The 24,596-nt window shown below is 37.1% G+C and carries 21 protein-coding genes; 15 read left to right on the top strand and 6 right to left on the bottom strand.

The window, feature by feature from the left end:
* The first annotated feature begins 1 nt into the window (after nucleotide 1).
* Together argH and argA are read left to right on the top strand one after the other, a co-directional pair.
* Nucleotides 2-1,930, top strand: coding sequence for an argininosuccinate lyase (argH, locus tag D1094_RS03115; RefSeq protein WP_118958584.1), 1,929 nt, complete (start codon nucleotides 2-4; stop codon nucleotides 1,928-1,930).
* A gap of 32 nt (nucleotides 1,931-1,962) precedes the next feature.
* The gene (argA, locus tag D1094_RS03110) at nucleotides 1,963-3,273 is read left to right on the top strand and encodes an amino-acid N-acetyltransferase (RefSeq protein WP_118958583.1); all 1,311 of its coding nucleotides are present in this window, start codon (nucleotides 1,963-1,965) and stop codon (nucleotides 3,271-3,273) included.
* Between the two features lie 85 nt (nucleotides 3,274-3,358).
* Here argA and D1094_RS03105 read toward each other — a convergent pair whose 3' ends face one another.
* The gene (locus D1094_RS03105; protein WP_118958718.1) at nucleotides 3,359-5,935 is read right to left on the bottom strand and encodes a penicillin-binding protein 1A; all 2,577 of its coding nucleotides are present in this window, start codon (nucleotides 5,933-5,935) and stop codon (nucleotides 3,359-3,361) included.
* A gap of 126 nt (nucleotides 5,936-6,061) precedes the next feature.
* On the opposite strand from D1094_RS03105, the gene D1094_RS03100 reads away from it, so the two are divergent.
* The 9 genes from D1094_RS03100 to D1094_RS03060 all read left to right on the top strand — a co-directional run bounded on the left by D1094_RS03100 (nucleotide 6,062) and on the right by D1094_RS03060 (nucleotide 15,272).
* On the top strand, nucleotides 6,062-7,141 hold the full coding sequence (locus tag D1094_RS03100) for a pilus assembly protein PilM (RefSeq protein ID WP_118958582.1): 1,080 nt from the start codon (nucleotides 6,062-6,064) through the stop codon (nucleotides 7,139-7,141).
* Complete coding sequence (locus tag D1094_RS03095) at nucleotides 7,129-7,719, top strand: PilN domain-containing protein (RefSeq protein ID WP_118958581.1); 591 nt, start codon at nucleotides 7,129-7,131, stop codon at nucleotides 7,717-7,719. Before D1094_RS03100 ends, D1094_RS03095 begins: the two co-directional genes overlap by 13 nt.
* Before the next feature lie 51 nt (nucleotides 7,720-7,770).
* A complete protein-coding gene (locus D1094_RS03090) occupies nucleotides 7,771-8,385 on the top strand; it encodes a type 4a pilus biogenesis protein PilO (RefSeq protein WP_118958580.1) in 615 nt (204 codons plus the stop codon).
* Nucleotides 8,385-8,924, top strand: coding sequence for a pilus assembly protein PilP (locus D1094_RS03085; RefSeq protein ID WP_118958579.1), 540 nt, complete (start codon nucleotides 8,385-8,387; stop codon nucleotides 8,922-8,924). The genes D1094_RS03090 and D1094_RS03085 overlap by 1 nt, the downstream gene beginning before the upstream one ends.
* A gap of 74 nt (nucleotides 8,925-8,998) precedes the next feature.
* Complete coding sequence (locus tag D1094_RS03080) at nucleotides 8,999-11,047, top strand: type IV pilus secretin PilQ (RefSeq protein ID WP_404851439.1); 2,049 nt, start codon at nucleotides 8,999-9,001, stop codon at nucleotides 11,045-11,047.
* Nucleotides 11,048-11,248: 201 nt separating this feature from the next.
* The gene (gene aroK / locus D1094_RS03075; RefSeq protein ID WP_118958577.1) at nucleotides 11,249-11,767 is read left to right on the top strand and encodes a shikimate kinase AroK; all 519 of its coding nucleotides are present in this window, start codon (nucleotides 11,249-11,251) and stop codon (nucleotides 11,765-11,767) included.
* Nucleotides 11,768-11,802: 35 nt separating this feature from the next.
* Entirely contained in the window at nucleotides 11,803-12,867 is a 1,065-nt protein-coding gene (gene aroB, locus D1094_RS03070) for a 3-dehydroquinate synthase (RefSeq protein WP_118958576.1), read from the top strand.
* Nucleotides 12,868-12,912: 45 nt separating this feature from the next.
* Complete coding sequence (locus D1094_RS03065; protein WP_118958575.1) at nucleotides 12,913-14,253, top strand: SPOR domain-containing protein; 1,341 nt, start codon at nucleotides 12,913-12,915, stop codon at nucleotides 14,251-14,253.
* A gap of 182 nt (nucleotides 14,254-14,435) precedes the next feature.
* The gene (locus D1094_RS03060; RefSeq protein WP_259337795.1) at nucleotides 14,436-15,272 is read left to right on the top strand and encodes a Dam family site-specific DNA-(adenine-N6)-methyltransferase; all 837 of its coding nucleotides are present in this window, start codon (nucleotides 14,436-14,438) and stop codon (nucleotides 15,270-15,272) included.
* Between the two features lie 17 nt (nucleotides 15,273-15,289).
* Here D1094_RS03060 and D1094_RS03055 read toward each other — a convergent pair whose 3' ends face one another.
* From D1094_RS03055 to D1094_RS03045, 3 genes are all read right to left on the bottom strand, one after another.
* Entirely contained in the window at nucleotides 15,290-15,469 is a 180-nt protein-coding gene (locus D1094_RS03055) for a DUF2970 domain-containing protein (RefSeq protein WP_118958574.1), read from the bottom strand.
* A 5-nt stretch (nucleotides 15,470-15,474) separates the two neighbouring features.
* Entirely contained in the window at nucleotides 15,475-15,780 is a 306-nt protein-coding gene (locus tag D1094_RS03050; RefSeq protein WP_147361048.1) for a hypothetical protein, read from the bottom strand.
* Nucleotides 15,781-15,873: 93 nt separating this feature from the next.
* Nucleotides 15,874-16,539, bottom strand: a complete 666-nt coding sequence (locus D1094_RS03045) for a TorF family putative porin (RefSeq protein WP_118958572.1) — start codon at nucleotides 16,537-16,539, stop codon at nucleotides 15,874-15,876.
* A 365-nt stretch (nucleotides 16,540-16,904) separates the two neighbouring features.
* Between D1094_RS03045 and rpe the strand changes: the two genes are divergently transcribed.
* Both rpe and trpS read left to right on the top strand, forming a co-directional pair.
* Entirely contained in the window at nucleotides 16,905-17,576 is a 672-nt protein-coding gene (rpe, locus tag D1094_RS03040; protein ID WP_118958571.1) for a ribulose-phosphate 3-epimerase, read from the top strand.
* Between the two features lie 31 nt (nucleotides 17,577-17,607).
* Nucleotides 17,608-18,615: a tryptophan--tRNA ligase gene (gene trpS / locus D1094_RS03035; RefSeq protein ID WP_118958570.1), complete on the top strand. Its 1,008-nt coding sequence runs from the start codon at nucleotides 17,608-17,610 to the stop codon at nucleotides 18,613-18,615.
* Between the two features lie 71 nt (nucleotides 18,616-18,686).
* Here trpS and D1094_RS03030 read toward each other — a convergent pair whose 3' ends face one another.
* Both D1094_RS03030 and D1094_RS03025 read right to left on the bottom strand, forming a co-directional pair.
* Complete coding sequence (locus tag D1094_RS03030; RefSeq protein ID WP_118958569.1) at nucleotides 18,687-19,742, bottom strand: FHA domain-containing protein; 1,056 nt, start codon at nucleotides 19,740-19,742, stop codon at nucleotides 18,687-18,689.
* A complete protein-coding gene (locus D1094_RS03025; RefSeq protein WP_118958568.1) occupies nucleotides 19,733-20,989 on the bottom strand; it encodes a serine protease in 1,257 nt (418 codons plus the stop codon). The genes D1094_RS03030 and D1094_RS03025 overlap by 10 nt, the downstream gene beginning before the upstream one ends.
* Nucleotides 20,990-21,201: 212 nt before the next feature.
* Here D1094_RS03025 and D1094_RS03020 point away from each other — a divergent pair, with 212 nt between their 5' ends.
* Together D1094_RS03020 and D1094_RS03015 are read left to right on the top strand one after the other, a co-directional pair.
* Complete coding sequence (locus tag D1094_RS03020) at nucleotides 21,202-22,020, top strand: class D beta-lactamase (protein ID WP_147361047.1); 819 nt, start codon at nucleotides 21,202-21,204, stop codon at nucleotides 22,018-22,020.
* Between the two features lie 174 nt (nucleotides 22,021-22,194).
* Complete coding sequence (locus tag D1094_RS03015) at nucleotides 22,195-24,396, top strand: TonB-dependent receptor (RefSeq protein ID WP_118958566.1); 2,202 nt, start codon at nucleotides 22,195-22,197, stop codon at nucleotides 24,394-24,396.
* Nucleotides 24,397-24,596: the final 200 nt, after the last annotated feature.

Raw genomic sequence — 24,596 nt, 5'->3', positions numbered from 1 at the left:
CATGGCATTATGGGGCGGACGCTTTAAAGAAAAGGCGAGTTTACAATTTAAAAAATTTAATGACTCGTTACCTGTAGATTATCGTATGGCCGTGCAAGATATTGTTGGCTCTATCGCTTGGGCTGGAGCCATTCATGATGTGGGGGTGTTAAACGATGATGAACTGTTTAGGTTAACGGCAGCTTTAAAGGAATTAAAAGCGTCTGTTGAAGAAAACCCACAGCAAATTTTGTTGTCTGATGCTGAAGATATTCATAGCTGGGTTGAAATACAACTGATTGAGAAAACAGGTGATTTGGGTAAAAAGTTACATACTGGGCGTAGTAGAAACGATCAGGTTGCGACTGATTTAAAGCTATGGTGTAAAGAAACAGGTGGTGAACTGTTATTTGCTTTAGTGAACCTACAACAAGCGATGATGAAACTTGCAGAGCGAGAAAAAGATACCGTATTGCCCGGTTATACGCATTTACAGCGTGCTCAGCCGATAACCTTTGGACATTGGTGTTTAGCTTATGTCGAAATGTTTAACCGTGATATTGGTCGTTTAAAAGATGCTCTATATCGTCTAGATGTTTCGCCATTAGGCTCAGGTGCTTTGGCGGGTACAGCTTACCCAATTGATAGAAATAACTTGGCACATAATTTAGGTTTTAGAACCGCTACGATGAATAGCTTAGATGCGGTTTCTGATAGAGATCATGTTATTGAGTTGTTAGCCAGTGCCAGTATTTCAATGATGCATTTATCACGCTTTGCTGAAGATTTAATTTTTTATAATTCAGGTGAAGCTGGCTTTGTAGAAATGAGTGACCTAGTTAGTTCTGGATCATCATTGATGCCTCAGAAAAAAAATCCTGACGCCTGTGAGTTAATTAGAGGTAAAGCTGGACGTGTTTTTGGTTCGCTATCAGGTATGTTAACCACGATGAAAGCATTGGCTTTAGCCTATAACAAAGATATGCAAGAAGACAAAGAAGGGCTGTTTGATGCACTTGATACTTGGCAAGAGTGCATGGAAATGGCGGTATTGGTAGCAGATGGTTTGAAAGTTAATCGCTCTCGTACCTTGGCAGCAGCTCAGCAAGGCTATGCAAATGCAACCGAATTAGCAGATTATTTAGTGAGTAAAGATATTCCGTTTAGGGAAGCTCATCACATTGTAGGTGAAGTCGTGCTTGCTGCGATTGATAAAAGTTTACCATTAGAAGATTTAACTTTGACCCAGCTGCAAGAATTTAGCGATAAAATTGAACAAGATGTTTATCAACATTTATCAATAGAGTCGACATTAGATAAGCGTGAAGCCTTAGGTGGTACATCTAAGAGTCAAGTGAAAAAAGCCTTAGCGAATAGCCAAACGACTGATGAACATATTTTAAATGAAAACGTTGTTGGTGCACCAGGTAAACAACAAATAAACTCTGCTTTAAAACAGGTGAAACAACGTTTAGATGCGCAACGAGCGGCTGCGATGTCAGTTAGGCGAGCACGTATGTCTGATGTTGATAAAATCGAACAGCTAGTTGCTTTTTGGGCTGAACAAGGAGAGATTTTACCTAGAAGCAGAGACAATATTATTTATGATATTCAAAACTTTGTTGTGGCCGAAGTTGATGGCGTTGTGGTTGGTTGTGCTTCTCTTTATATCTACCAAACCGGTTTAGCTGAAATAAGATCGGTTGTTATTGAAGAAGTGATGCGAAAACAAGGGCAAGGGGAAGCCTTAGTGCAATATTTACTTGAATTTGCTCACCAAATGGAACTCGAACAAATTATTGTACTGACTTATATTCCTGAATATTTTGGAAAACTAGGCTTTACTTCAATCGATAAAAGCTCACTAGCAGATAATATCATTGAGGATAGTGAGCCAAGTCCACATAAAGATCCTGAAGACGAAGTAGCCATGGTTTACATGGTTAATTAATTCAAAAGAGAAAAGGTAAAGTTAGAAAACTCATGGATAATACTGATTTAAATAATGTTAAGTGGTTTAGAAATGCAGCTCCCTATATTAATGCTCACCGTGGAAAAACGGTGGTGCTAATGTTTGGTGGTGAAGCTGTTTTACACCCTAACTTTTCTAATATTATTCATGATATTTCCTTACTACGCAGTTTAGGTGTAAAACTGGTCGTTGTTCATGGAGCTAGACCTCAAATTGAGGAGCGCATGGCACAACGCGGAATTACGCAACATATTGCTAATGATGTGCGAGTAACAGATGCTGAAACCTTAGTTGCCGTGAAAGATGCTACAGGCTCATTAAGATTGCATATCGAGGCTTTGCTTTCTAATGGCTTAGTTAATTCACCGATGCATGGTGCTCAAAATAGAGTGAGTACTGGTAACTTTGTTGTGGCGATGCCGATGGGTGTAAAAGCAGGTGTTGATTATAAATATACAGGTAGTGTGAGAAGGGTAGACTCCGTTGGTATCAACATGCAGTTGGATTATGGCTCTATTGTATTGCTATCGCCTATAGGTTATTCACCGACAGGTGAGGTGTTTAATCTTGCACTTGAAGATGTTGCTGCTCAAACTGCGATTGCGTTAAAGGCTGATAAACTTATTTCATTAACGGATAAAGAGGGGTTATTAGACCAAACAGGCGATTTAATTCGAAGTTGCAGTGTTCGTCGAGTTAAGGCTTTATTAGAAGATAATGATTGTCATATAAGGCAGTTACTGCTTAAAGCAATCATTCTAAGCGGTGAAAATGGCGTAGAACGTTGCCATAGTGTTAGTTATCAGACCGATGGTGCATTATTGCAGGAATTATTTACCCGAGATGGCTCAGGTACATTAATTGCTCAAGATCATAAAGAACAAATAAGAACGGCGACTATTGATGATGTGGGCGGTATTCTGGAGTTGATAGCGCCTATGGAAGAAGAAGGTATTTTGGTCAAACGTTCTAGAGAACTACTAGAAATGGAAATTAGCCAATTTATTGTTATTGAAAAAGAAGATGTCATCATCGCTTGTGCAGCTTTATACCCTTACACTGAAGCACAATGTGGAGAACTTGCTTGTGTTGTTACTCATCAGGATTACCGTGGTGGAAATCGTGCATTAAGATTACTGAATGAAGTAGAAACAAAAGCTAAAGAAAACCAGTTGAAAAAACTCTTTGTGCTAACGACTGTTAGCGCGCATTGGTTTCAAGAGCAAGGTTTTATCCACCAACCTATGTCGGCTTTACCAAAAGATAAACAACAAATGTACAACATACAGCGTAATTCAAAAATCTTCATGAAAGATATTTAGTAAATCAATTTAGTAAAGTATTTTTTTACATAACAGGGGTTGCATGCTTAAGAAATAACCCCTGCTAGAATTAAGGTAAGGTAGGTTAAAAGATATCAGTTTCTTTACTGCCTTCCCCATCTAAAATAACGCCACTATTATCTTGGCTCACATATTCAGTGGGGGCGGTACCAAGTTTAAAATACTCAAATTGACTGGTTTTATTAATCGCATTTGTTAGTTTGCCTGTTTCTTTATCTATACGGACAGAGACTATTTCAGCAGGAGGAGTGATAACCTCAATGGGTTGATCAGCAAGGGCTACTTTCATGTAATCTATCCAAGCAGGTTGGGCTGATTTTGCACCAAATTCATTACCAGTAATTTGGTTCTTCCCTAAATTATTATTATAAACCGTGTAACCTAAATTTCGACTTGGATCATCAAAACCAATCCACGATGTGGTAACAACATGCTTGCTAAAGCCTGAGAACCAAGCATCTTTGGCCTCATTGGTTGTACCGGTTTTTCCTGCGATATCTCTTCTTTTTAATGTTCTAGCTCGCCAACCGGTACCTTGCCAACCATCAGCAGTTGACCAATCAGCTCCCCAAATTGCAGTATTAAGGGCATCAGCAATTAAGAAAGCATTTTGTTCACTAATTGCTCTTGGTGCAGATTTTAGTTGAGTCGGTTTTAGTTGCTGATTAGTTTCATTTTCAATAACGTTATTAACAAGTGAGTTCTCAATTTGGTTATCTTCAACTATCTCAGGCTCAGAAGTTGTACAAGGATCGCATGCCATGGCAGGATTAGATTGGTATATCACTTCACCGTCAGTGTTTTCAATACGATCAATTAAGAAAGGTTCAATTAAGAAGCCGCCATTTGCAAAAGCAGCAAAGCCTGTAACGACTTCCAATGGCGTTAATGAGGCAGAGCCCAAGGCTAGAGATTCATTTCGTGGCAGTTCATCAGGGCTAAAACCAAAAGATGAAAGGTGGTTGATAATATTATCAAGGCCAACACTTTTTAATAACCGAACAGCCACAACATTTTTTGATCTCGCTAAGGCAAGTCTAACTCGCATCGGTCCAGCATATGTGTCAGGTGAGTTCTTAGGGCGCCAAGCAATACCCGCACTTTTATCCCATTGATTAATAGGTGCATCGTTGACTAAAGAAGCTAAGGTATATCCATGTTCCAATGCCGCAGAATAAATAAAAGGTTTGATATTAGAACCTACTTGCCTTTTAGCTTGTGTAACACGATTAAATTGACTTTGCTTAAAACTAAACCCACCTACAGCGGCTTTAATAGCACCATTATCAGGTGATAGTGATACCATAGCAGCACTAGCTTGAGGTAGCTGACTTAACTTAAGACCATCAGTTTCCGTCTCTTCAACAAAAATAACGTCACCGTATTGGAGAATATCACTTGCCTTTGTTGGCGGTAGATCTTGTTTTTGATCGCTAATATATTTTCGAGCCCAGCTTAAGCCTTCCCAACCAATGTAAGCCGTTTCCATATTTTTAAGTGTTACTTGTATAGACTGCTCTGCCACATCAGTAACCACTGCTGGCTGCAAGTGTTGATAAGAGGTAATTGAAGATAACGCCTCATTAATTTCGATTTCAGATAGCGGAACTGAATTATTTGTTAAGTCAGTGGCATTATCTTGCGTGCTATTTTTTATTTCATTTTTTGGTCGAAGTGATAACAAAGGACCACGGTATCCGTGGCGTTGATCATAATTTAATAAATTATTGGTTACAGCGTTTTCTGCAGCTTGTTGTAGATTAGCGGAAACGGTGGTAAAAACTTTATAGCCGTTAGTATAGGCTTGTTCGGCACCATAGCGTTCGATCATCTTTTGGTGAGCCATTTCAGCGACATAAGGAGCACTTAATTGAATTTCAGCACCATGTTTTTTTCCTGTTATAGGCGCATTCTTTGCTGATAAATAGTCATCTTCAGTTATGTAACCACTGACTAACATGCGTTGTAAAACTACCGCACGACGCGCTTTAGCTCGTTCTGGAGAGCGAATAGGGTTTAAAGTAGAAGGGGCTTTTGGAAGGCCGGCAAGCACCGCTATTTGAGCTAGTGTTAATTCATTAAGTGTTTTTCCATAATAAACTTGTGCGGCTGCTGCAAAACCAAATGTACGATGACCTAAGGCAATCTTATTGATATATAACATAAGAATTTCATCTTTGGTTAATAAGCTTTCAATATGAAAAGATAAAAAGATCTCTCTTAGTTTACGTATATAGGTTTGTTCTCGAGTAAGGAAAAAATTACGAGCAACTTGCATGGTAATAGTACTAGCACCCCCTTTATTTTGTCCCATTAATTGACCAAGAACAGCTCGCCCCATACCAATAGGGTCTACGCCAAAATGCAAGTAAAAGCGATCATCTTCAGTGGCTAATAAAGCATCAATTAATTGTTGAGGGATTTCTTCTAATGTTAGTGGTATGCGTTTTTTTTCACCAAACTGAGAGATCAATAATCCTTCTTGACTATAAATCTGCATAGGAGTTTGCCAATTCACGTCTTTTAAAGAGTTTACATTGGGCAATTGATCGCGCATATTGATATACAACGCAAAGATAGAAATAAAGAGTAAAATTACTAGTATTAAACTGATTTTTAATAAATTCTTAAGTGTAAACAAAATAAAACTCAAAATTTGGGTAAAAATGTAAGATAATGCTAGTATATCGTGTAAAAGCATGTAATAAATGTATTTATGCGCATTTTGCGACTAAAATAATTAGAAAAACAAAATTTGTGGGCTGTTATGCTAGACAATTTATGGAAAAAGAAAATCCCAATGATGGTAGGAATCGATATCGGTTCCCATTCAGTAAAAGCTGTTTTACTGAGTCAAGGGGCTGATGGATATATTCTTGAAGATTACGCTATTGAACCAATGTCACGTGGTGCAGTAATAGATCGTGAAATTCAAGATATTGAAGCTGTAGGCACAGTAATAGAAAAAATTAGAAAAAGAATATCTAGTAAAGCAACTGACGCTGCTGCTGCTGTTTCTGGTCAAACTGTTATTACCAAAGTTATTTATATGGATGTATCTCTTTCTGAAGAAGAATTAGAAAGTCAAATAGAAGTAGAGGCAGACAGCTTAATTCCTTATCCGCTTGATGAAGTAAGTTTAGATTTTGAATCGCTTGATGTTAATGAATCTGATCCCAGTAAAATGAATGTTTTACTCAGTGCTGCTCGCACAGAATCAATTCAAGCAAGGGTTGCCGCTTTAGATGCTGGCGACTTTACTGCCAAAGTTATTGATGTAGAGTCTTATGCCGTTGGCAGGTCTTATGATTTATGTTTACCACTTTTACCCGATGACGCCAAAGATAAGGTTGTTGCCATTGTAGATATTGGCGCAACGGTAACATTATTCTCAGCCACAAATGCAGGTAAACATATATATAGTCGAGATCAAATGTTTGGTGGCGAACAATATACTCGCTCAATAGTTTCTTACTATAACAAATCTTTCGATGATGCTGAGCAGGCTAAATTATCAAATGAGTTACCACCAAACTATACTTTTGAGGTATTAGCTCCATTTCATACGGTCTTAATGCAACAGATTCGTCGAGCTATTCAAATGTTTTTAACAACGAGTGGGCAAGAAAAAGTTGATTATCTTCTCATTTCTGGTGGTACCGCCTCACTAGAAGGTGTGGAGTCATTGTTATCTGAAGAGCTTGGGGTTCATACTGTAATTGCAAACCCGTTCAATGATATGAATCTATCTAGCTCTATAAATAGTTCTGAGCTTTCAAACGTTGCACCACAATTAATGGTAGCAACAGGACTGGCTTTAAGGAGTTTTACGCCATGGCACATATAAACCTGCTTCCTTGGCGTGAAGCAGCGCTCAAGGCACAGCAAAAAGCATATTTTACTATTCTTGCCGCAGTAGGCACTATGGCTCTTTTGTTCGTATTAATCGTAAATTTTTATTACCAAGCTAGAATAGATGGTCAGAATAGTAAAAACCAATATCTAAAAAATGAAATAGCCCAACTTGATATACAAATTGCTGAAATACGAACGTTAAATGATAAAAAAGCAGCGCTACAAAAACGTATTGATGTAATTGAGCAGTTACAACGCAGTCGAAATGTAGGTACTCAAGTTCTAGATGAAATAGCTAAAATCATTCCTAATGGAATCTATATTATTGAATTAGAGAAGCAAGGTAATACACTTCAGTTAGTTGGTAAAAGTGAATCTAACAATCATCTAGCGAATATGATTAGGGCAATTGAATTGTCAGACCTGTTTGCAGATGCAACACCAGAGTCGATTACCGCAGACGATGGCTCTCCTAAGTTACTAAGTCAATTTAAAATGAAAGTTAAGATTAAAGGCTTGGTCAATGACCCTAATGCAGTATTAGCAAGTACTACTCAAGGAGGAAGTTAACGATGGCATTATTTAATTTCCCTAAAGTACTTAAGATAGAGGGAGGGTGCGATGAAGTTTGATGCATCACAGTTTAATGATCTAGAGTTAGATAATATTGGCCAGTGGCCAGCAGCAGCGAAATTAGTGTTGGCAATCTTTTTAGCGGTAGCCGTCGCCTTTTTAGGCTACTTCGGAATTATTAAAGATAAAATGTCTCGTTTAGATAGATCATTTCAGGAAGAAGTCACATTAAAAGACTCTTACAGAACAAAGTATCACATTGCAGCAAATTTAGACTTGTTTAGAGCACAAATGGTTGAAGCTGAAGACACTTTTGCTAATCAATTGCGTAGTCTGCCAAATAGTCATGAAACACCAGGTCTGTTAGATGACATAACCTTTATTGGCACAACAAGCGGGTTAGACTTTGTTAAATTAGAATGGCAGCCTGAAATAAGTAAAGAAATTTATATTGAATTGCCAATAGATATCGAAGTTATCGGCCCATATCATTCTTTTGGGCAGTTCGTAAGTAAGATAGCTGGTCTACCCCGTATCGTTACACTGCACGACTTTAAAATCAATATTGCAGAATCTGATAACGAGACTCTGAATTTGAAATTACAAGCGAAAACTTATCGTTATCAAGAGGATATTAGCAAGGAAGAAGGGGGTGCCCAATAATGAAACTATTTACTTATAAAGCTATCCCTGCCTTGAGTTTGATTGTACTATCTGGTTGCTTTGATGATACCAGTGAAATTAAAGCGCATATGGAGCAGGTAAAGGCAACGACGACTAGTTATATCGAACCAATGCCGGAAGTGAAACCTTTTAATCACATTGAATATTCTGCAGATGATTTAAGAAGCCCATTTGTTTTGCCAAAAGCTGAAATTATTCAACAAAAAATGCAACAAATGTCAGGTTGTTTAAGCCCTGATGTTAGAAGAAGAAAGCAACCTTTAGAAAAATATTCTCTATCTGATCTGACTATGCGCGGCACCATGGGTGACTCTGGCGCTCTGTTTGCGCTAGTTGAGGCATCAGATTTAACATTACATAGAGTAGCAATTGGGAATTATCTTGGGTTGTATAATGGCAGAATTACAGAAGTGGATGCAAAAACAGTGAAAATAATTGAATTATCACCTGATGGTGCTGGGTGTTGGGTTGAACGAGCAGCCGAATTGAAACTTGTAAAATCAGAGCCAAATAAGTAAAGGACATAATAATGCTATTTAATCGAACAAAAAATTATAAAAGCTTTACTGCAGTTAGAGAACTCTGGTTTACCATGGTCGTATTAGTTGCTGCAATTATTGCTGTACCTATGGCGAGTGCTGCAGAAGAACACACTAATGAATTGGTGAAAATTTCATATAACACTATTCAAAGTGATCAAATTGAACTAGTTTTTTCATTTTCAGAACCTATCTCAGATTTACCTGAAGTAAAAACTTCAATGAACCCTGCGCTTGTTGACGTCAGTTTTGATGCGATTTCATTTGATGAGAATTTCAAAGAAACGCTAGTTAATCATGCTGGTGTTAAAGATATCAAGTTAGACTCAACTCGCGGCAATGTTGTCGCAAAAATAAATTTAGAGAAACTTTCTGTTTTTGATGTTGCGTTAAACGACAAAGATTTTGCTATCACATTCAATTATGGTGATTCAGCTAAAACAGTTGAGACTTTAAGCCCCGCAGGTGAAGACTTCATTAATAATGTAAGCTCGATTGATTTTAGACTGAATGAAAATGATGAAGGTCAAGTGTTAGTTTATTTAGATGATAGTACTCTAGCTGTTGATGTTCATGACAAATTAGGAAAAATTAACGTAGAATTTCATAATACTGAAATTCCAGATGACTTATTGTACAAATTAGATGTTACTGACTTTGGTACAATAGTAACGGGTATAGAAACTTTTAAAGATGGTCGAAATGCCAAGTTAGTTATCGATGTATCAACAAAATTTGAATTTTCTCATAAACAAGATGAAAATTTACTTGTACTTACCGTTAAGGAAATGGCAGAAAAGCCGCCTACCTATTTAGGTGAGACTGATGATTTTAATGGTCGTAGCATCTCACTTAATTTTCAAGATATACCTGTAAGAACAGTGCTACAAATTATCGCTGACTATAATGAGTTTAATTTAATAACAAGTGATACGGTAACGGGTAACATTACACTTCGTTTAGACGGGGTACCTTGGGATCAAGCGCTAAGTATAATATTAAAAGTAAAGGGCTTAGATAAACGCATGCAAGGCAATATTTTAATGGTTGCCCCAAGCGATGAATTAGCTGCACGTGAAGCACAAACGTTACAAGCTCAGCAGCAAGTTGAAGAATTAGCTCCTTTATATTCTGAATATGTACAAATCAATTACGCAAAAGCAACTGAATTTGCCGACCTTATTAAAAATGAAGATACGAGTATTTTATCTCCTCGAGGAAGTGTTTCAGTTGATGAACGTACGAATACGTTATTAATAAGAGATACGGCAAAAAGTATTGAAGATATTAAACGTATGGTCAATATTTTAGATATTCCAGTACGTCAAGTCATCATTGAAGCGCGTATGGTAACGGTTAAAGATAACTTAAATGAAGAGTTAGGTATTCGCTGGGGTATAACAAACACCGATGGTGAATATGCCACGTCTGGTACTATTGAGGGGGCGAGTAGTGCAAATGGAACAAGAGCTTATAAAGAAGCTGACATAGGACAAGGTGTTGTACCGAAGATTGCAGATGGCATGAATGTGAATTTACCGGTAGCAGGTGCAGCTGGAACGATAGCCTTCCAAGTAGCAAGATTAGCGAACGGAACCATTCTTGATCTTGAGCTTTCTGCGATGGAAAAGGAAAATAAAGGTGAAGTTATTGCAAGTCCACGTATTACAACAGCTAATCAAAAGGAAGCTTATATTGAGCAAGGGGTAGAGCTTCCGTATCAAGAGGCGGCTTCAAGTGGCGCAACAGCAACACAATTTAAAAAGGCAGTATTAAGCTTAACGGTAACGCCACACATCACACCTGATGATAAAATCATTTTAGATTTAATCGTAACCCAAGATACCGTTTCAGAAATTAAAAATGGTTTAGCGCCTGCAATTGATACACAGCGTATTGGTACTCAAGTATTGGTTAGTAATGGTGAAACAATTGTCTTAGGTGGTATATATCAACAAGCAATTATCAGTACCGTCTCTAAAATTCCCGTATTAGGTGATATTCCATATGTTGGTTGGGCATTCAGAAATACTAGCCAATTAAATGAGAAAAAAGAACTGCTTATCTTTGTTACTCCTCGAATAGTAACAGAACATTTCTAATCGATATAAAACACCATTATTGCTAAGTAGCGAGCTTTTTTATTACTTAGCAATAATGGTGCTTGCATTTTATAGCCAACAATTGCGATAATTACGCCCTTGAAATTTTGGGGGAGACCTCTATAACGTCAAAAGCTGTATTAAGAGCAGTTATCTGTGCTTTTGACCTGACTGTTAACTAACGAGTATTAAGTAAATCTAATGGCAGAAAAACGTAATATTTTCCTAATAGGACCAATGGGTGCAGGTAAAAGTACAATTGGTCGTGAATTAGCCGATAGACTTCACCTAGAATTTTTTGATTCTGATCAAGAGATAGAGCGCCGCACAGGTGCTGACATTGCATGGGTTTTCGATCTTGAAGGTGAAGAAGGTTTTCGTAAAAGAGAAGAGACTGTTATTGAGGACTTAAGCGAAAGACAAGGTATTGTCTTAGCCACTGGTGGTGGTTCAGTAATCAGTACTCAAGTTCGTAATCGATTATCAGCTAGAGGTATTGTTGTTTATCTAGAGACAACAATTGACAAACAAGTTGCCCGTACGCAGCGTGATCGCCGCCGTCCATTATTGCAAACCTCAGAAGAGCCACGTACTGTTTTAGAAAACTTAGCTGTTGAACGTAATCCTTTGTATGAAGAGATTGCTGATATTATTGTAAAAACAGATGATCAAAGTGCTAAAGTGGTTGCCCATAAAATAATTGAGCGATTAGACTTTTAATCTTCCTTTCTATATTTATGTACGGTTAAAAGCATATGGCAACCCTCAATTTAGATCTTGGTTCTCGAAGCTACCCAATATATATAGATACTGGTTTATTAGAAACCAGTAGCCTATTTGAAACACATATTCGTGGAAAACGAGTATGTGTTGTTACTAATGATGTAGTAGCACCATTATATCTCGATAAATTAAAGTCTCAGTTGACTAGCTTCAATGTCGATGAGGTTATCTTACCTGATGGCGAAGCTGAAAAAAGCTTAGCAAATTTCGAAAAAATAATGACACACTTATTAGCAAATGAGCATGGTAGAGATACAAGCTTAATTGCATTGGGTGGCGGTGTTATTGGTGACATCACAGGCTTTGCTGCAGCGTGTTATCAACGAGGTATTGATTTTATTCAAGTACCAACAACAGTGTTATCTCAAGTGGATTCATCCGTAGGTGGCAAAACAGCAGTTAATCATCCTTTAGGGAAAAATATGATTGGTGCTTTTTATCAACCTAAAGCCGTTATCATAGATATAGATACGCTAAAAACTCTTCCTGAACGTGAATTTAATGCCGGTATTGCAGAAGTCATCAAATATGGCATTCTCGGCGATAAATCATTTTTTGAATGGCTTGAAACTCATATTGAGGATATCAAGGCAAATGATGAAAAAATATTAACCTACATGATTCAAAAATGTTGCCAATGTAAAGCAGATATCGTGGCTGCAGACGAAACTGAATCGGGTGTTAGAGCGCTATTAAATTTAGGTCATACCTTTGGACATGCTATTGAAGCAGAGCAAGGTTATGGAAAGTGGTTGCACGGTGAAGCTGTTGCTACTGGCATGGTCCTTGCTGCTAAGCTTGCAGTAGCAATGGATTTGATTGAAGTGTCAGATTTATGTCGAATAGAAAAGCTATTGAAAGCTTTTGATTTACCGTTAGTCGCACCAGAAAATATGGGGTTTGATGAATTTATCAAACACATGAAGCGTGACAAGAAAAATATTGCAGGTCAATTAAGGTTTATTGTGCCAACTGCAATTGGTCAGTCAGAAATGCGCAGTGATATAATGCAAGAGACACTTCAACAAATTCTTTAATAATTAAATCGCCATAATATTGCGATTCTATGTTTTGGAATGAAAATGAGTGCAACAGCAATTGATTTACAATCTATTCAACCAAACGACGTAACTACCATAAGTGTCAACGCAAGAGTCGATTATATCTTGCGTTTCTCTAAGCATTTAATACTTGTGGTTGATGAAAACGCTCATCAATATACTGCATTGGCGAGTCAATATCTTGGCTCGTTAGATCAAAAAGATAACGCTATATCGCCGCGAAATGTTGCTTACTTATCTGCTTCGACAAAATTAAATGACATACAAATGCGTTGTCGAATAATAGAACAGCTTTTTTCAAATACATTGTTCGATCCTGAGCAATCATTAGTAGTAAGTGTCACTAAATTAGCAAAAGAACGACAACAAGCTATTACTATTGTTATCGAACATGCGCAATCGCTCTCTTTACAATTAAAGTATGAATTAGCGCAATTGGTCGCTGTTCACAGTAAAACCAACCTTTCAATTGATGTTGTACTTTTTGGAGCAAAAACAGCAGCAGAAGAAGTTAAAACTAATAAATCTCTTTTTAAAGGTAAGTTAAGTGTAATCGAGGGGCAAACAGGTCAGTTAATTAGTTTGTCTAGTAGCAAAATTAAATCACAAGTTAAAGAAAATAATGGTCATAAATATAATTTGCTGATTATACTTGTGACGGTGATATCGTTAATCTCTGTTGCAACATATTACTTTCTGTCAAACTTTGATACCTCTACATTTAGTTATTTAGCAAAGGCAAAAAACACAGAGGAGTTAGTAAACCCCCTCCCTGTTATACAAGAAAAAGATGATAAAAAAGTAAGCACCTTATCGAAAAGCACACAAAAGCAAGCAAATAGAGAAAAGAAAGCTGTTAAAGTCATTGAAAAACCGGTGATAGCTACTGTTATCAATGCATCAGCAGCAGAGATATACAACGCAATAATCCAAGCAGAAAATATTAATGAAAAAGTAATAACTGCAGAAACTGCAGATATTGTAAACGCGTTAAACTTAAAAGAAGCTACACCTATGCAAAAGGTGATAATACAACAGACTGAAAGTTCTTTTGATGAGCAATATTATTTAAGCCAAGATACAGGCTATGTCATTCAAATAGCAGGGTTTTCAAAAACTGATTTATGGGAAAGCTTTATATCAACTAGCTCATTACAAGAGCTTTATAGCTATCAACGCTCTCTTAATGATAATAAGCTTATTGTTGTAACCTCTAAAGCATACTCTAGTCGAGATGACGCAATAAAAGCCTTTGCTGTATTACCTGAGGTATTGAAAGAAAGACGTCCATGGATAAAACCAATCAAGACCGTTAAGGAAGAAATTGAAACAGTTAGCTTATCTCAAGTAAATAAGCTTTAAAGAAAGATGTTTTCGTTAAATTTATAACTGCTTTTGAATATACAATAATATCATTTTAAAATGCCTGATATGGTATTAGACTTATACGCCTTATTCCTGCTAAGATCTACGTGTAAAAATAATCTGCTATTTTCCAAAAATATTAAGCCGATAGCATCGTATCAATAGCAATAGGGTCTACAGTGAGTAAAGAGTTATTGCAAACTAATATAAGGTCTCCCTTGAAATGGGCAGGCGGCAAAAAACGAGTTATTGGCGATATACAAAAACTACTCCCCGTTAAAGGTAAGAAACGTTTAGTTGAACCTTTTGTTGGTGGTGGCTCTGTCTTTCTCAATTTAGATTTTGACGAGTACCTTTTGGTTGATATGAATAAAGATCTTATTGCTTTGTTCAATATCATCAAAACAAAACCCAAAACTTTTATAGCAGACGCGAAAAAATTATTTGTAAAAGAAAACAATCAAGCTGAAAAATATTACGAATATCGGGCTAAATTTAATGCATCAAACAATCCTTATGATCGTGCTGTTATCTTTTTATATTTAAATAGGCATGGTTATAATGGTCTTTGTAGATACAATAAAAGTGGCGGTTATAATGTTCCATTTGGTCGATATAAGCACCCTTATTTCCCTAAAGTTGAGTTAGAGTTCTTTGCAGAAAAAGCAAAGAAAGCTACTTTTATTCAAGGTGATTTCGATATGGCTTTTTCTCAAATGCGCGCAGATGATGTTATATATTGTGATCCGCCATATTCACCTATAAATCCAACATCAAGCTTCACCGCTTATGCAGGTAATACGTTTACCGATGATGATCAAAAAAGACTTGTTGTTTGTGCAGAAAATGCAAAGAAATTAGGCGTGCCAACCCTAATATCTAACCATTATGTCGATTTTACTAAAGCTTTGTATCATAAGGCTGACAAACGCTCTTTATTTCAAGTACAGCGTTCAATTAGTCAAAAAGGTAAAGGCAGAATTAAAGTGCAAGAAGTATTGGCGTTGTACAAATAATAACTTCATGCTCTAGGCTAAGCTGCACTTAATACTAAATTGACAATAAGTATTAGCAAAGCAATAAATACCGCAACACCAATTATTCCAGCAATAACAAAATGACTTGCTTTCCCTTGAGTGAAATCTTTCTGTCGGTTTTGGTTACTTTGTACACCAATAAATGCCGCTAAAATACTTTTAATGACACTTAGCATGATGACTAATCAAAGCTGTAGTGAATTAATTCGATCAAATCTAGCATATGCAGCTGAGCTGATTGACTGTCACCAGAAAACCATGATAACCAACTATGATTAGCAGGAGTTACTTTATGGCATGGGTGCTGATAATGGTTCATTGGCAAACTTGATGTCAAATTTAAACATGCATCACTATTATTCACCGTGATGTTATCTTGATTGGATAACTGATAACTTGAAAGTAGTATAACAATACTAAATGAGGCAAACCAAAAGTAACGCCTCATTATCTTGATGATGTTCTTTGTCTTAGTCCCTTTTGACATGAGCATATCCTAGTTAAAGTTTACAGAGGTATGCCTGTATTGTAACAAAGAATTATCTTTATGTCTTAAAGGAATTTTTTGCTCTTTTTAGTCTTATAAATCAATATCTAGGCTGTATGCGACAAAGACTTTGACATCGCCTGCTGCGCCATCTAGATCTGTTGCAGAAGCGCCAAAAGTGAAACCAGCTTTATTTAATGAAACACTGTAGTCAATACTGTCATCTGCTAGCCAATCGCCAGAATATGAACCGATATGCAGCGTAATATCTGCTTCATTTCCCAGGTCTATCGAATAATCAGCGTTAGCATATATCGTATCACCAGCATCTGCGCCTTCACCAGAAGTTAAAACCGCTACACCTACAGTTAATGCTTTATATGAAAGGCTACCGTAAATTTCTGAAAAATCAGCATCACCAGAGGTTTCATCAGGATAAGCAAAATATATAAACCCTACATCGTAGGATAAGTCATCGTTAATAGCGTTAGAAAAACCACCATATAAATCTAACTCATATGTCATACCTTCAGCCCAATTAGCTGTTGAAGCCCATGTGCCTACATAAAAACCGCTGTCTGCAGCATAATCAATCCCACCTGAAACCGCTGCTTTACCGTCAGTTTGCTCAAGACCACGCCATAAGTAGTTTGATGTAGCTGCTACATTCGCAGACAACCCTTCTACAGCAAAAGCGTTAGTCGATACCGCTGCAGATAGAGCAGTTGATAGTGCGATGGTAGTTAAAATGTTTTTCATGATTTTTCCTTTATTATTTTAAAATGTTAATTGAGCTAATGTGACTAGCTTAGTTTAAAAGTGCGCTATTTATACAGATTGCAATGTTGGTGCCGATGCAGAATACCAATAAAGATTATGATTTTTTGTTATAATAAACAGTAGTTTAATTGTTGTTGCTTGATGTTTTACTCTATATTTCTACACATGAAATGTACAATTTTGGTGCGATAATTAGCACGTTGAACTTAAAAAGTGCAAAAAGTTTAGGGAAATAAAAGTCAGGTGCAGTCTAATGTTTGTATTTGTGAGCTTGTACGCTGTTACTCGCATTTAATGCTTACTTGGGTATAATAGCGCCACTAATTTCTAAGGTAATTTTAATTATGTCTTCTTATCTTATCGCTCCATCTATATTATCGGCAGATTTTGCTCGCTTAGGTGATGATGTCGCAAAAGTATTATCAGCGGGCGCTGATGTTATTCATTTTGATGTTATGGATAATCATTTTGTACCTAACTTAACTTTTGGACCTATGGTATGTCAGTCATTAAGAGACTACGGTATTACAGCACCTATTGATGTTCATTTAATGGTGAAACCGGTTGATAGCCTCATTCCAGACTTTGCCAAAGCGGGTGCAGACATTATTACTTTTCATCCTGAAGCAAGCGATCATATAGATCGCACGTTACAGCTAATAAAAGATCATGGCTGTAAAGCAGGTTTAGTTTTAAACCCTGCGACACCCTTACACTGTTTAGATTTTGTCATGGATAAACTTGATGTCATTTTACTGATGTCAGTGAATCCAGGTTTTGGTGGTCAATCTTTCATTCCAACAACGTTAGATAAATTACGTCTAGTAAAAGAGAAGATTAAACAAAGTGGTCGTGATATTAGGTTACAAGTTGATGGTGGCGTGAAAGCCAATAACATTAAAGAAATTGCTGAAGCAGGAGCAGATATGTTTGTTGCAGGCTCAGCTATATTTTCACAAACAGATTATAAGCAAGCGATAGACGAAATGCGTTTAGCGCTTTCAAAAGTAAAATAGTAAAAAATTATCAAATGAAAGGTATAGAACAATGAGTAGTAAACCTATTGTATTAAGTGGTTGTCAGCCATCTGGTGAGTTAACCATAGGGAATTATTTGGGTGCATTGAAGCAATGGGTTGATATGCAAAGCACTCATGAATGTTATTACATGTTGGTTGATCAACATGCTATCACCGTTCGTCCTGACGCTGCTGATTTACGTAAAGCAACATTAGATGGATTAGCGCTATATCTTGCTTGTGGTGTTAACCCTGAGCAAAGTACTATTTTTATTCAGTCACATGTTCCTGAGCATGCACAGCTAAGTTGGGTGTTAAATTGTTACACGCAAATGGGTGAGCTAAACCGCATGACTCAATACAAAGATAAGTCACAAAAATCAGAAGCTAACATGAACTCTGGTTTATTTACTTATCCTGTTTTAATGGCAGCTGATATCTTACTTTACAAAGCTGACCGAGTGCCCGTTGGCGATGACCAAAAACAGCATTTGGAATTAGCGCGAGACATAGCGACACGCTTTAATAATTTATATGGTGATATTTTCACCGTACCTGATCCATATATTCCTGAGCATGGTGCTCGTGTTATGAGCTTACTAGAGCCAACAAAGAAAATGTCTAAGTCAGACACTAATCCAGGTAACTTTATTGGATTATTAGAAGACCCTAAGAAAATCGCTAAAAAAATTAAACGTGCTGTTACTGATTCAGACGAACAGGCTCGCATTTATTTCGATACAGCAGAGAAGCCAGGTGTATCAAATTTACTGTCTTTACTTTCTTGTGCAACAGGTCGCACGGTAGCTGATTTAGTGCCTGAATATGAAGATAAAATGTATGGCCATTTAAAAGGTGATGTTGCTGAAGCGGTAGTTTCTTTATTAGAGCCAATACAAACTAAATTCCATCAATACCGAGAAGATCAAGTCTTCTTAGAGCAAGTGATGAAAAATGGTGCTGAAAAAGCATCGGCTCACGCAAGTCAAGTTTTGGCATCGGTTTATGAGGCAATAGGCTTTATTCCAAGACCATAAGCTATAAAACAAGTATTAGGTAACCTCTACTAGGGGTAATTAAAGGGCGCTTATACAAGCGCCCTTTTTTATTATTCTTTTATTGCTGCTTTATTCGCTTTTTCAAATAGCTTATTGCTATCTTCAATAAACTTATCAACACTGCTGCTTGGTGTTAACAAAAAGCTTGGTGTCATTAATACATTATTATATTGTGGCCTTGCGTTGAAATCAGGCTTATTGGAATATTGTATTAAGTAACTACCGCCAAATAAGAATGCGGTAATTCCCATTGACACGACCATGCGACGCTTAGCCGACATATGAAAGCCGATGTAGCAATTTAACCAAAACATACAAAAGGCTAACGCAATTGGAACGATGGCAATTAATACCGTAAAAATAGAATTGCTTGATGAATTAAAGGCAACAATATTTTCGAGTAAGTCACTAAACCACATCAAATTAAAGAAAGCAAAACAGATACCTAACTGGGTTAGCACCCTTGCATCGTGTTTGGTCAAATGAGAAACCAATGATATCCCAGCAGGCCATAAAGAAAATAATAGACTCATGCCTATGGCGGGTACTAACAATTGAGTAAAGTTGACCTCTATTGCTTTATCTAAGTAGAAAATAGTACCAGACACTAAAGTAAACAATGCCACGCTAACTAACAAAGCAATAGGGTGTCTCATTAAATTTATGAAACTTTCAAATGGACTAAATTTAACTGTATCTGCAACAGGATGATCAACAAAATGAATACGTAATTGGCTTTTACCAATACTAATAATATCGCCATCTTCTAAAATGTGTTTATCCGCAGGTTTTTTCTTTTCTTTTGGGTTCTCTAAAAAAGTACCGTTAATGCTGGCTTGATCTTGTATTTGCCAAAAACCATTTATCAGTTGTATTTTTACATGTTCAGAGCAAATGTGTGGATCTGCTAAAATAATGTCATTTGAATAGCCTCTGCCAATATTAATTGCAGGTTGATTCATTTTATGTCGATGTAAAAGTTTTTGCCCACGACTAATTTCTTCAATGATTATTTCCATGTGACCTTCATGAAGTTGTTCATTGTCATGATGGAAACACTCGTCATCCGCTTTGACTTGCTGTGGTGTAATTGAGGTTACTTCCATGATACTGCCTCCATAAACTTCTCTGTAAAGGCCATTGAATTCTCTTGGCTAACTCCTGAGATAGTAAAGTGGCTAACTAAAGCTTGCTGCTTTTTATCAATCGACGCGGCAAGATAAAGTACATCATACAAGTCAGGGAAGTCTTTATAGGCGCGAGTACAAAAAATACTTTTATTATTTATCGCTTTATTGTCTGGCATTACAATGTCGTGATGACATTGATATTCGGTGACATCATCTTTACCTGCTCTGTTGCCAGCGCCTGCTCGAGCAATTTGCTGGCGATATAAGTGGTAAAACTTGTTACCGCCTAATTCTTTTGCTTGCATATATCTAAATTCCACCTCAATACTACCCGTGAAAAAATGAGAAGAAATATAAGTATTTTCTTCTAATGAGCAGTTTGCCACGGCAGTTAAAATCAACGCATCTTGCTTATCGGCATTAGACTCACCCCAACATCGTATGAAGGGAACATCAATAATTGGTATTGCTCCTTTACCGCCTAAAGATTTACTTTCCCAATGGCTGTTCAGAAGTGTCGATATTAATTCGTCTTGGCTTGCCATTAATTGATTTGCCATTTGCGCTTTAATAGTCGTTGGTGGTGATTGCTTATAACTATTAAACAAAGTAACTAACTTGTCATGAGGCACTAAAAAGCCAATTTGATTACCAGAGGTTGCTACATTAATACCAACGACCTCAGCTTGCTTATTGACGACAGGGCCACCACTCATTCCTGAATTGATAGAACCTGTGAAATGAATTCTGTCACTAAACGATTCTTTTTTAAGACCGTTATAAGTACCTGGTACGACAATCATGCCTAAATCATGGGGGTTACCTAAAGAAAATAGTTGCTCTCCTTTGTGTGGAGTATTCTCGGAGATTTTAAAAAATGTCATGGGCTCAGCAACGTCACGTTTAACCAACGCTAAGTCATTAATAACATCTACACTCTCTAAGCTCAGGGTATTAGTATTCCCTTGATGATCTAAGTATTCCATTCGGTATTTATCTGGATGGCGGGCAAAACTTGAAATAACATGGTAATTAGTGGCAATTAAGCCATTACTGGTAATTTGAAAGCCAGAGCCGATAGACGATTTTTCACCACTTGCTTTGTCAATGAGTTTTATTTGATAAAGAGAGGGAGTAAGTTGGGCAAAGATTTCTTCAGCCTGTTCAGTTGCAATGATACATTGACTGAATATTAGACTGATAAAAGCAAAAATATATTTCATTAAACATCCTATGATCATTTTTAGATAAATACTAACAATAAAGTGAAGTCCATTTCTTCATCTATTCATTAGTATTATGCCATTGTTTAGCCGTTTGTCATTAGCTCGCTTAATCACGATGCTTTTTTTACGTAAGTAGATATTTCATGTTGTTTGCTATTGCAAACGGGCGTATTATTTTTGCGACTTAACTTTTCACTTTTGAGGCCATTTTGAAAAAGAATTTATTACGCTTTAGTTTTTTGATGTTTGCCAGTGTGAATGCACTGACACCAGTGTTTGCAACATTATCACAGTCGGGCACCTTGTGTAAGGAAGGCGATAGCAGCTGTACTTTTGTTTTATTATCTGAAATGAATAACGACCAACAAGAAACGGTCATCAATAATGAAAGGGCTAACTTGCCTCTATCACCATTTTCTACTTTTAAAGTAGCGAACAGTTTAATTGCTTTAGATAAAGGCATTATAAAAAATGCTCAACAATCGCTTACCTTTGATAAAGAAAAGTATCCAGTGCAACCTTGGTGGCCAAAAGTTTGGCAATTACCTCAGTATAATTTATCTACGGCATTTAAGTTTTCTATGGTCGCAATCTACCGCCAGTTAGCCACAGATATTGGTGAGCAAGATATGCAAGCATATATCAAAAAAATGCATTACGGTAACCAAGATATATCATCGGGGTTAGATGACTTTTGGTTAAACAAAAGTATGAAAATTTCAGCAAAAGAGCAAATTGAGTTTTTACAGAGCTTTTACCATAATTCATATCAATTTAACGAACAGGCAATAAGCACTTTAAAAACCGTGATGCTTGCTGATGAGAACAAAAATTATAAACTTTATGCGAAAACAGGCGCAGGTAAAGTAAAAGACGGCTCAATGTTAGGTTGGTATATTGGTTTTGTTGAGAATGACAAAGGCGTTCACTTCTTCGCTTTTAATTTTAATAAAGACAGCTACCCTGAGATGAAAGCGTTGCGACAAAAAGTCGCATATAATCATTTAAAAGCAGCGGGTATTATTTAATTTAGGCCGTTTATTAGCCGACAAAATAGTACAAATGATCAGCTTATTTGATGTAGCGCAAATAAGCTGATTTTATTCTGCGACAATATGTCGCACATTAAACATTTCCTTTTGTTTTCTCTTCTGAAAGCCTTGAAAATACTGCCAATTTAATTATTTTGGTAAGTACTTATTATGCGCTTTTCTTTAAAACCGTCAGCGATTGCTGTAAACACTATTCTTCTTTCAGCGATGAGTTGCTCGACTTTAGCACTTGCCGACGAGGCACCTGTTGTGCTTGACGATATTGAAGTTATTACAATCTCTAATCAGCGTCACAATGCATTGTTAGATAATCAAAGTTATGCGCAGGGTAAAACTACGGAAGCAGATTTATCTAATTGGCTTTCATCCGTTCCAGGTGCCAACGTAAATAGTAATGGCCCTATTACAGGTATTGCACAATATCGTGGCTTATTTGGTGATCGGGTAGCGACAACGTTAGATGGTCATCCAATGATAGGTGCTGGTCCAAATGCAATGGATACGCCTTTAAGTTACTCAACGCCTCTTATAGTGGATTCTATGACAGTATACAGAGGTATTGCGCCTGTATCTGCTGGAATGAATACCCTAGGCGGTGCTATTGATGTACAAATGCGCAAAGCTGAAAAAATGAATACAGACAAAGTGCAAGCCAGTGGTGATGTTCAAGCGGGTTATCGAAGCAATAACAGTGCCGCGACTATGTCGGGTGTAGCTAATATTGCCAAAGGTGATGTTGCTGTACTTGTTTACGGCAATAGCCAAGCTGGCGATAGCATGGAAAGCGGTGACGGTACGCTGATTGAACCAACTGATTTTGATAAAGTGCAAGCAGGGTTTGATGTAAGGCATGCAACTGAGAACAATACGGTTGGCTTAAGTTATCACTATACCGACACTACTGACTCAGGCACGCCTGCCTTACCTATGGATATCGAATACATAGAAAGTCACCGTTTTAACCTTGATGGTGATTTTATGGTTTCTGATTGGCAAGGTGAATGGTCGCTTGGCTACCTTGATGCCGACCATGGCATGACAAACTTTTTAATGCGCGCTAATAGCAATCCGATGAAGCATCGCAGAAATACAGCCTTAGCCGATACTACTGATTTTAAATTTGTTATATCAAAGAGCTTTAGTTTCGGTGAGTTAAGTTTTGGAACTGATGGTTATTTTGCGACTCACGATTCAGTCATCACTAATCCTAACAACCCAATGTTTGAAGTAGTTAACTTTAATAACGTAAAAGACGAACGTATCGCGATTTTTACCGAATGGCAAAACCAGTTCGATCAAACCACAGTGCAACTAGGCGTAAGAGTTAAGCAAGCTAAAGCCAATGCCGATGAAGTAAGCTCTTCAATGGCGATGATGTCTATGCCTAATATGGGTGGTGGTATGGATATGGGCTCTGGTATGGATGATGGCATGGGGATGGACGATGAGATGGCAATGCCCAGTATGGGCGAGTTAGCTCAAGATTTACAAGATGACTTTAATAACGCTGATCGTAAAGTCTCTGACACCAATGTTGATGTTGCACTAAGTACGCAAACACAGTTATCAGAGCCATTATCACTGTATGTTGGGCTTGGTATTAAAAACCGAGCACCATCTTATCAAGAAAGATATTTATGGACACCAATGGAAGCCACAGGTGGTTTAGCAGATGGTCATACTTACATTGGTGATATTAACCTAAAATCAGAAACAGCTTACCAAGCTGATTTGGGGTTAACGTATCAGTCAAGTGAATTTATGATTGCACCTCATGTTTTTTATCAAAACATAGATAACTACATTCAAGGTACACCGATGAAAATGGAAGACATGTCAGCAAAAATGATGGCTTCTATGATGGCAAACGATGATAACCCGCTTAAATTCTCTAATGTTGACGCTAAGTTGTACGGTGCAGATGTTAACTGGTATTACAATATTAATGAAACATTCCAGATGTCAGGTATTGTTAGTTATGTTAAAGGTGAGCGTCGTGATATTAGCGATAACTTGTACCGAATCGCTCCGTTAAACGGACAATTGAGTTTTAGTTATCATAATGACAGCATGATCAGTAATTTAACCTTAGTCGCGGTTTCATCGCAAGATGATGTTTCAGTAACGAATACCGAAAAAGCAACCTCAGGCTATGGCTTAATTAATTTTGATATAGAGTACTTTGTTAATTCAGCACTGACATTAAGAGGCGGTGTTGATAATTTACTCGACAGAGAGTATCAAAATCATTTAGGTGGTTATAACCGCGTTAAAGAAGTGGCAACACCTGTGATGAATAGACTAGCAAGTGAAGGATTAAGTGCTTGGGTAGAAGCGACATACTCATTTTAAAGTATTTTCTATAATTTATTGGTAAAGGTAAATTGCACTATTTATACCTTTATTTTTAAAACCCTGAACTCGTGTTCAGGGTTTTTGCTTTCAAGGTTGATATAAATCAATCTTTTCAAGTGTTTAATTGTTATGTTGCGACAAAATGCCACATCAAAAAATGATGTGCAATTGTTAAAATACTGCTAATTTAATTACTT

It is taken from the genome of Colwellia sp. RSH04, assembly GCF_003545765.1.
GTDB lineage: Bacteria > Pseudomonadota > Gammaproteobacteria > Enterobacterales > Alteromonadaceae > Colwellia.
This window is presented reverse-complemented; position numbering and strand designations above follow the sequence as displayed.

Excerpts from the sequence above, each read along its gene's own strand:
- argH (WP_118958584.1), top strand. The coding sequence starts at position 2 with ATGGCATTATGGGGCGGACGCTTTAAAGAAAAGGCGAGTTTACAATTT.
- argA (WP_118958583.1), top strand. The coding sequence starts at position 1,963 with ATGGATAATACTGATTTAAATAATGTTAAGTGGTTTAGAAATGCAGCT.
- D1094_RS03100 (WP_118958582.1), top strand. The coding sequence starts at position 6,062 with ATGCTAGACAATTTATGGAAAAAGAAAATCCCAATGATGGTAGGAATC.
- D1094_RS03095 (WP_118958581.1), top strand. The coding sequence starts at position 7,129 with ATGGCACATATAAACCTGCTTCCTTGGCGTGAAGCAGCGCTCAAGGCA.
- D1094_RS03090 (WP_118958580.1), top strand. The coding sequence starts at position 7,771 with ATGAAGTTTGATGCATCACAGTTTAATGATCTAGAGTTAGATAATATT.
- D1094_RS03085 (WP_118958579.1), top strand. The coding sequence starts at position 8,385 with ATGAAACTATTTACTTATAAAGCTATCCCTGCCTTGAGTTTGATTGTA.
- D1094_RS03080 (WP_404851439.1), top strand. The coding sequence starts at position 8,999 with ATGGTCGTATTAGTTGCTGCAATTATTGCTGTACCTATGGCGAGTGCT.
- aroK (WP_118958577.1), top strand. The coding sequence starts at position 11,249 with ATGGCAGAAAAACGTAATATTTTCCTAATAGGACCAATGGGTGCAGGT.
- aroB (WP_118958576.1), top strand. The coding sequence starts at position 11,803 with ATGGCAACCCTCAATTTAGATCTTGGTTCTCGAAGCTACCCAATATAT.
- D1094_RS03065 (WP_118958575.1), top strand. The coding sequence starts at position 12,913 with ATGAGTGCAACAGCAATTGATTTACAATCTATTCAACCAAACGACGTA.
- D1094_RS03055 (WP_118958574.1), bottom strand. The coding sequence starts at position 15,469 with ATGCTAAGTGTCATTAAAAGTATTTTAGCGGCATTTATTGGTGTACAA.
- D1094_RS03050 (WP_147361048.1), bottom strand. The coding sequence starts at position 15,780 with ATGTCAAAAGGGACTAAGACAAAGAACATCATCAAGATAATGAGGCGT.
- D1094_RS03045 (WP_118958572.1), bottom strand. The coding sequence starts at position 16,539 with ATGAAAAACATTTTAACTACCATCGCACTATCAACTGCTCTATCTGCA.
- rpe (WP_118958571.1), top strand. The coding sequence starts at position 16,905 with ATGTCTTCTTATCTTATCGCTCCATCTATATTATCGGCAGATTTTGCT.
- trpS (WP_118958570.1), top strand. The coding sequence starts at position 17,608 with ATGAGTAGTAAACCTATTGTATTAAGTGGTTGTCAGCCATCTGGTGAG.
- D1094_RS03030 (WP_118958569.1), bottom strand. The coding sequence starts at position 19,742 with ATGGAAGTAACCTCAATTACACCACAGCAAGTCAAAGCGGATGACGAG.
- D1094_RS03025 (WP_118958568.1), bottom strand. The coding sequence starts at position 20,989 with ATGAAATATATTTTTGCTTTTATCAGTCTAATATTCAGTCAATGTATC.
- D1094_RS03015 (WP_118958566.1), top strand. The coding sequence starts at position 22,195 with ATGCGCTTTTCTTTAAAACCGTCAGCGATTGCTGTAAACACTATTCTT.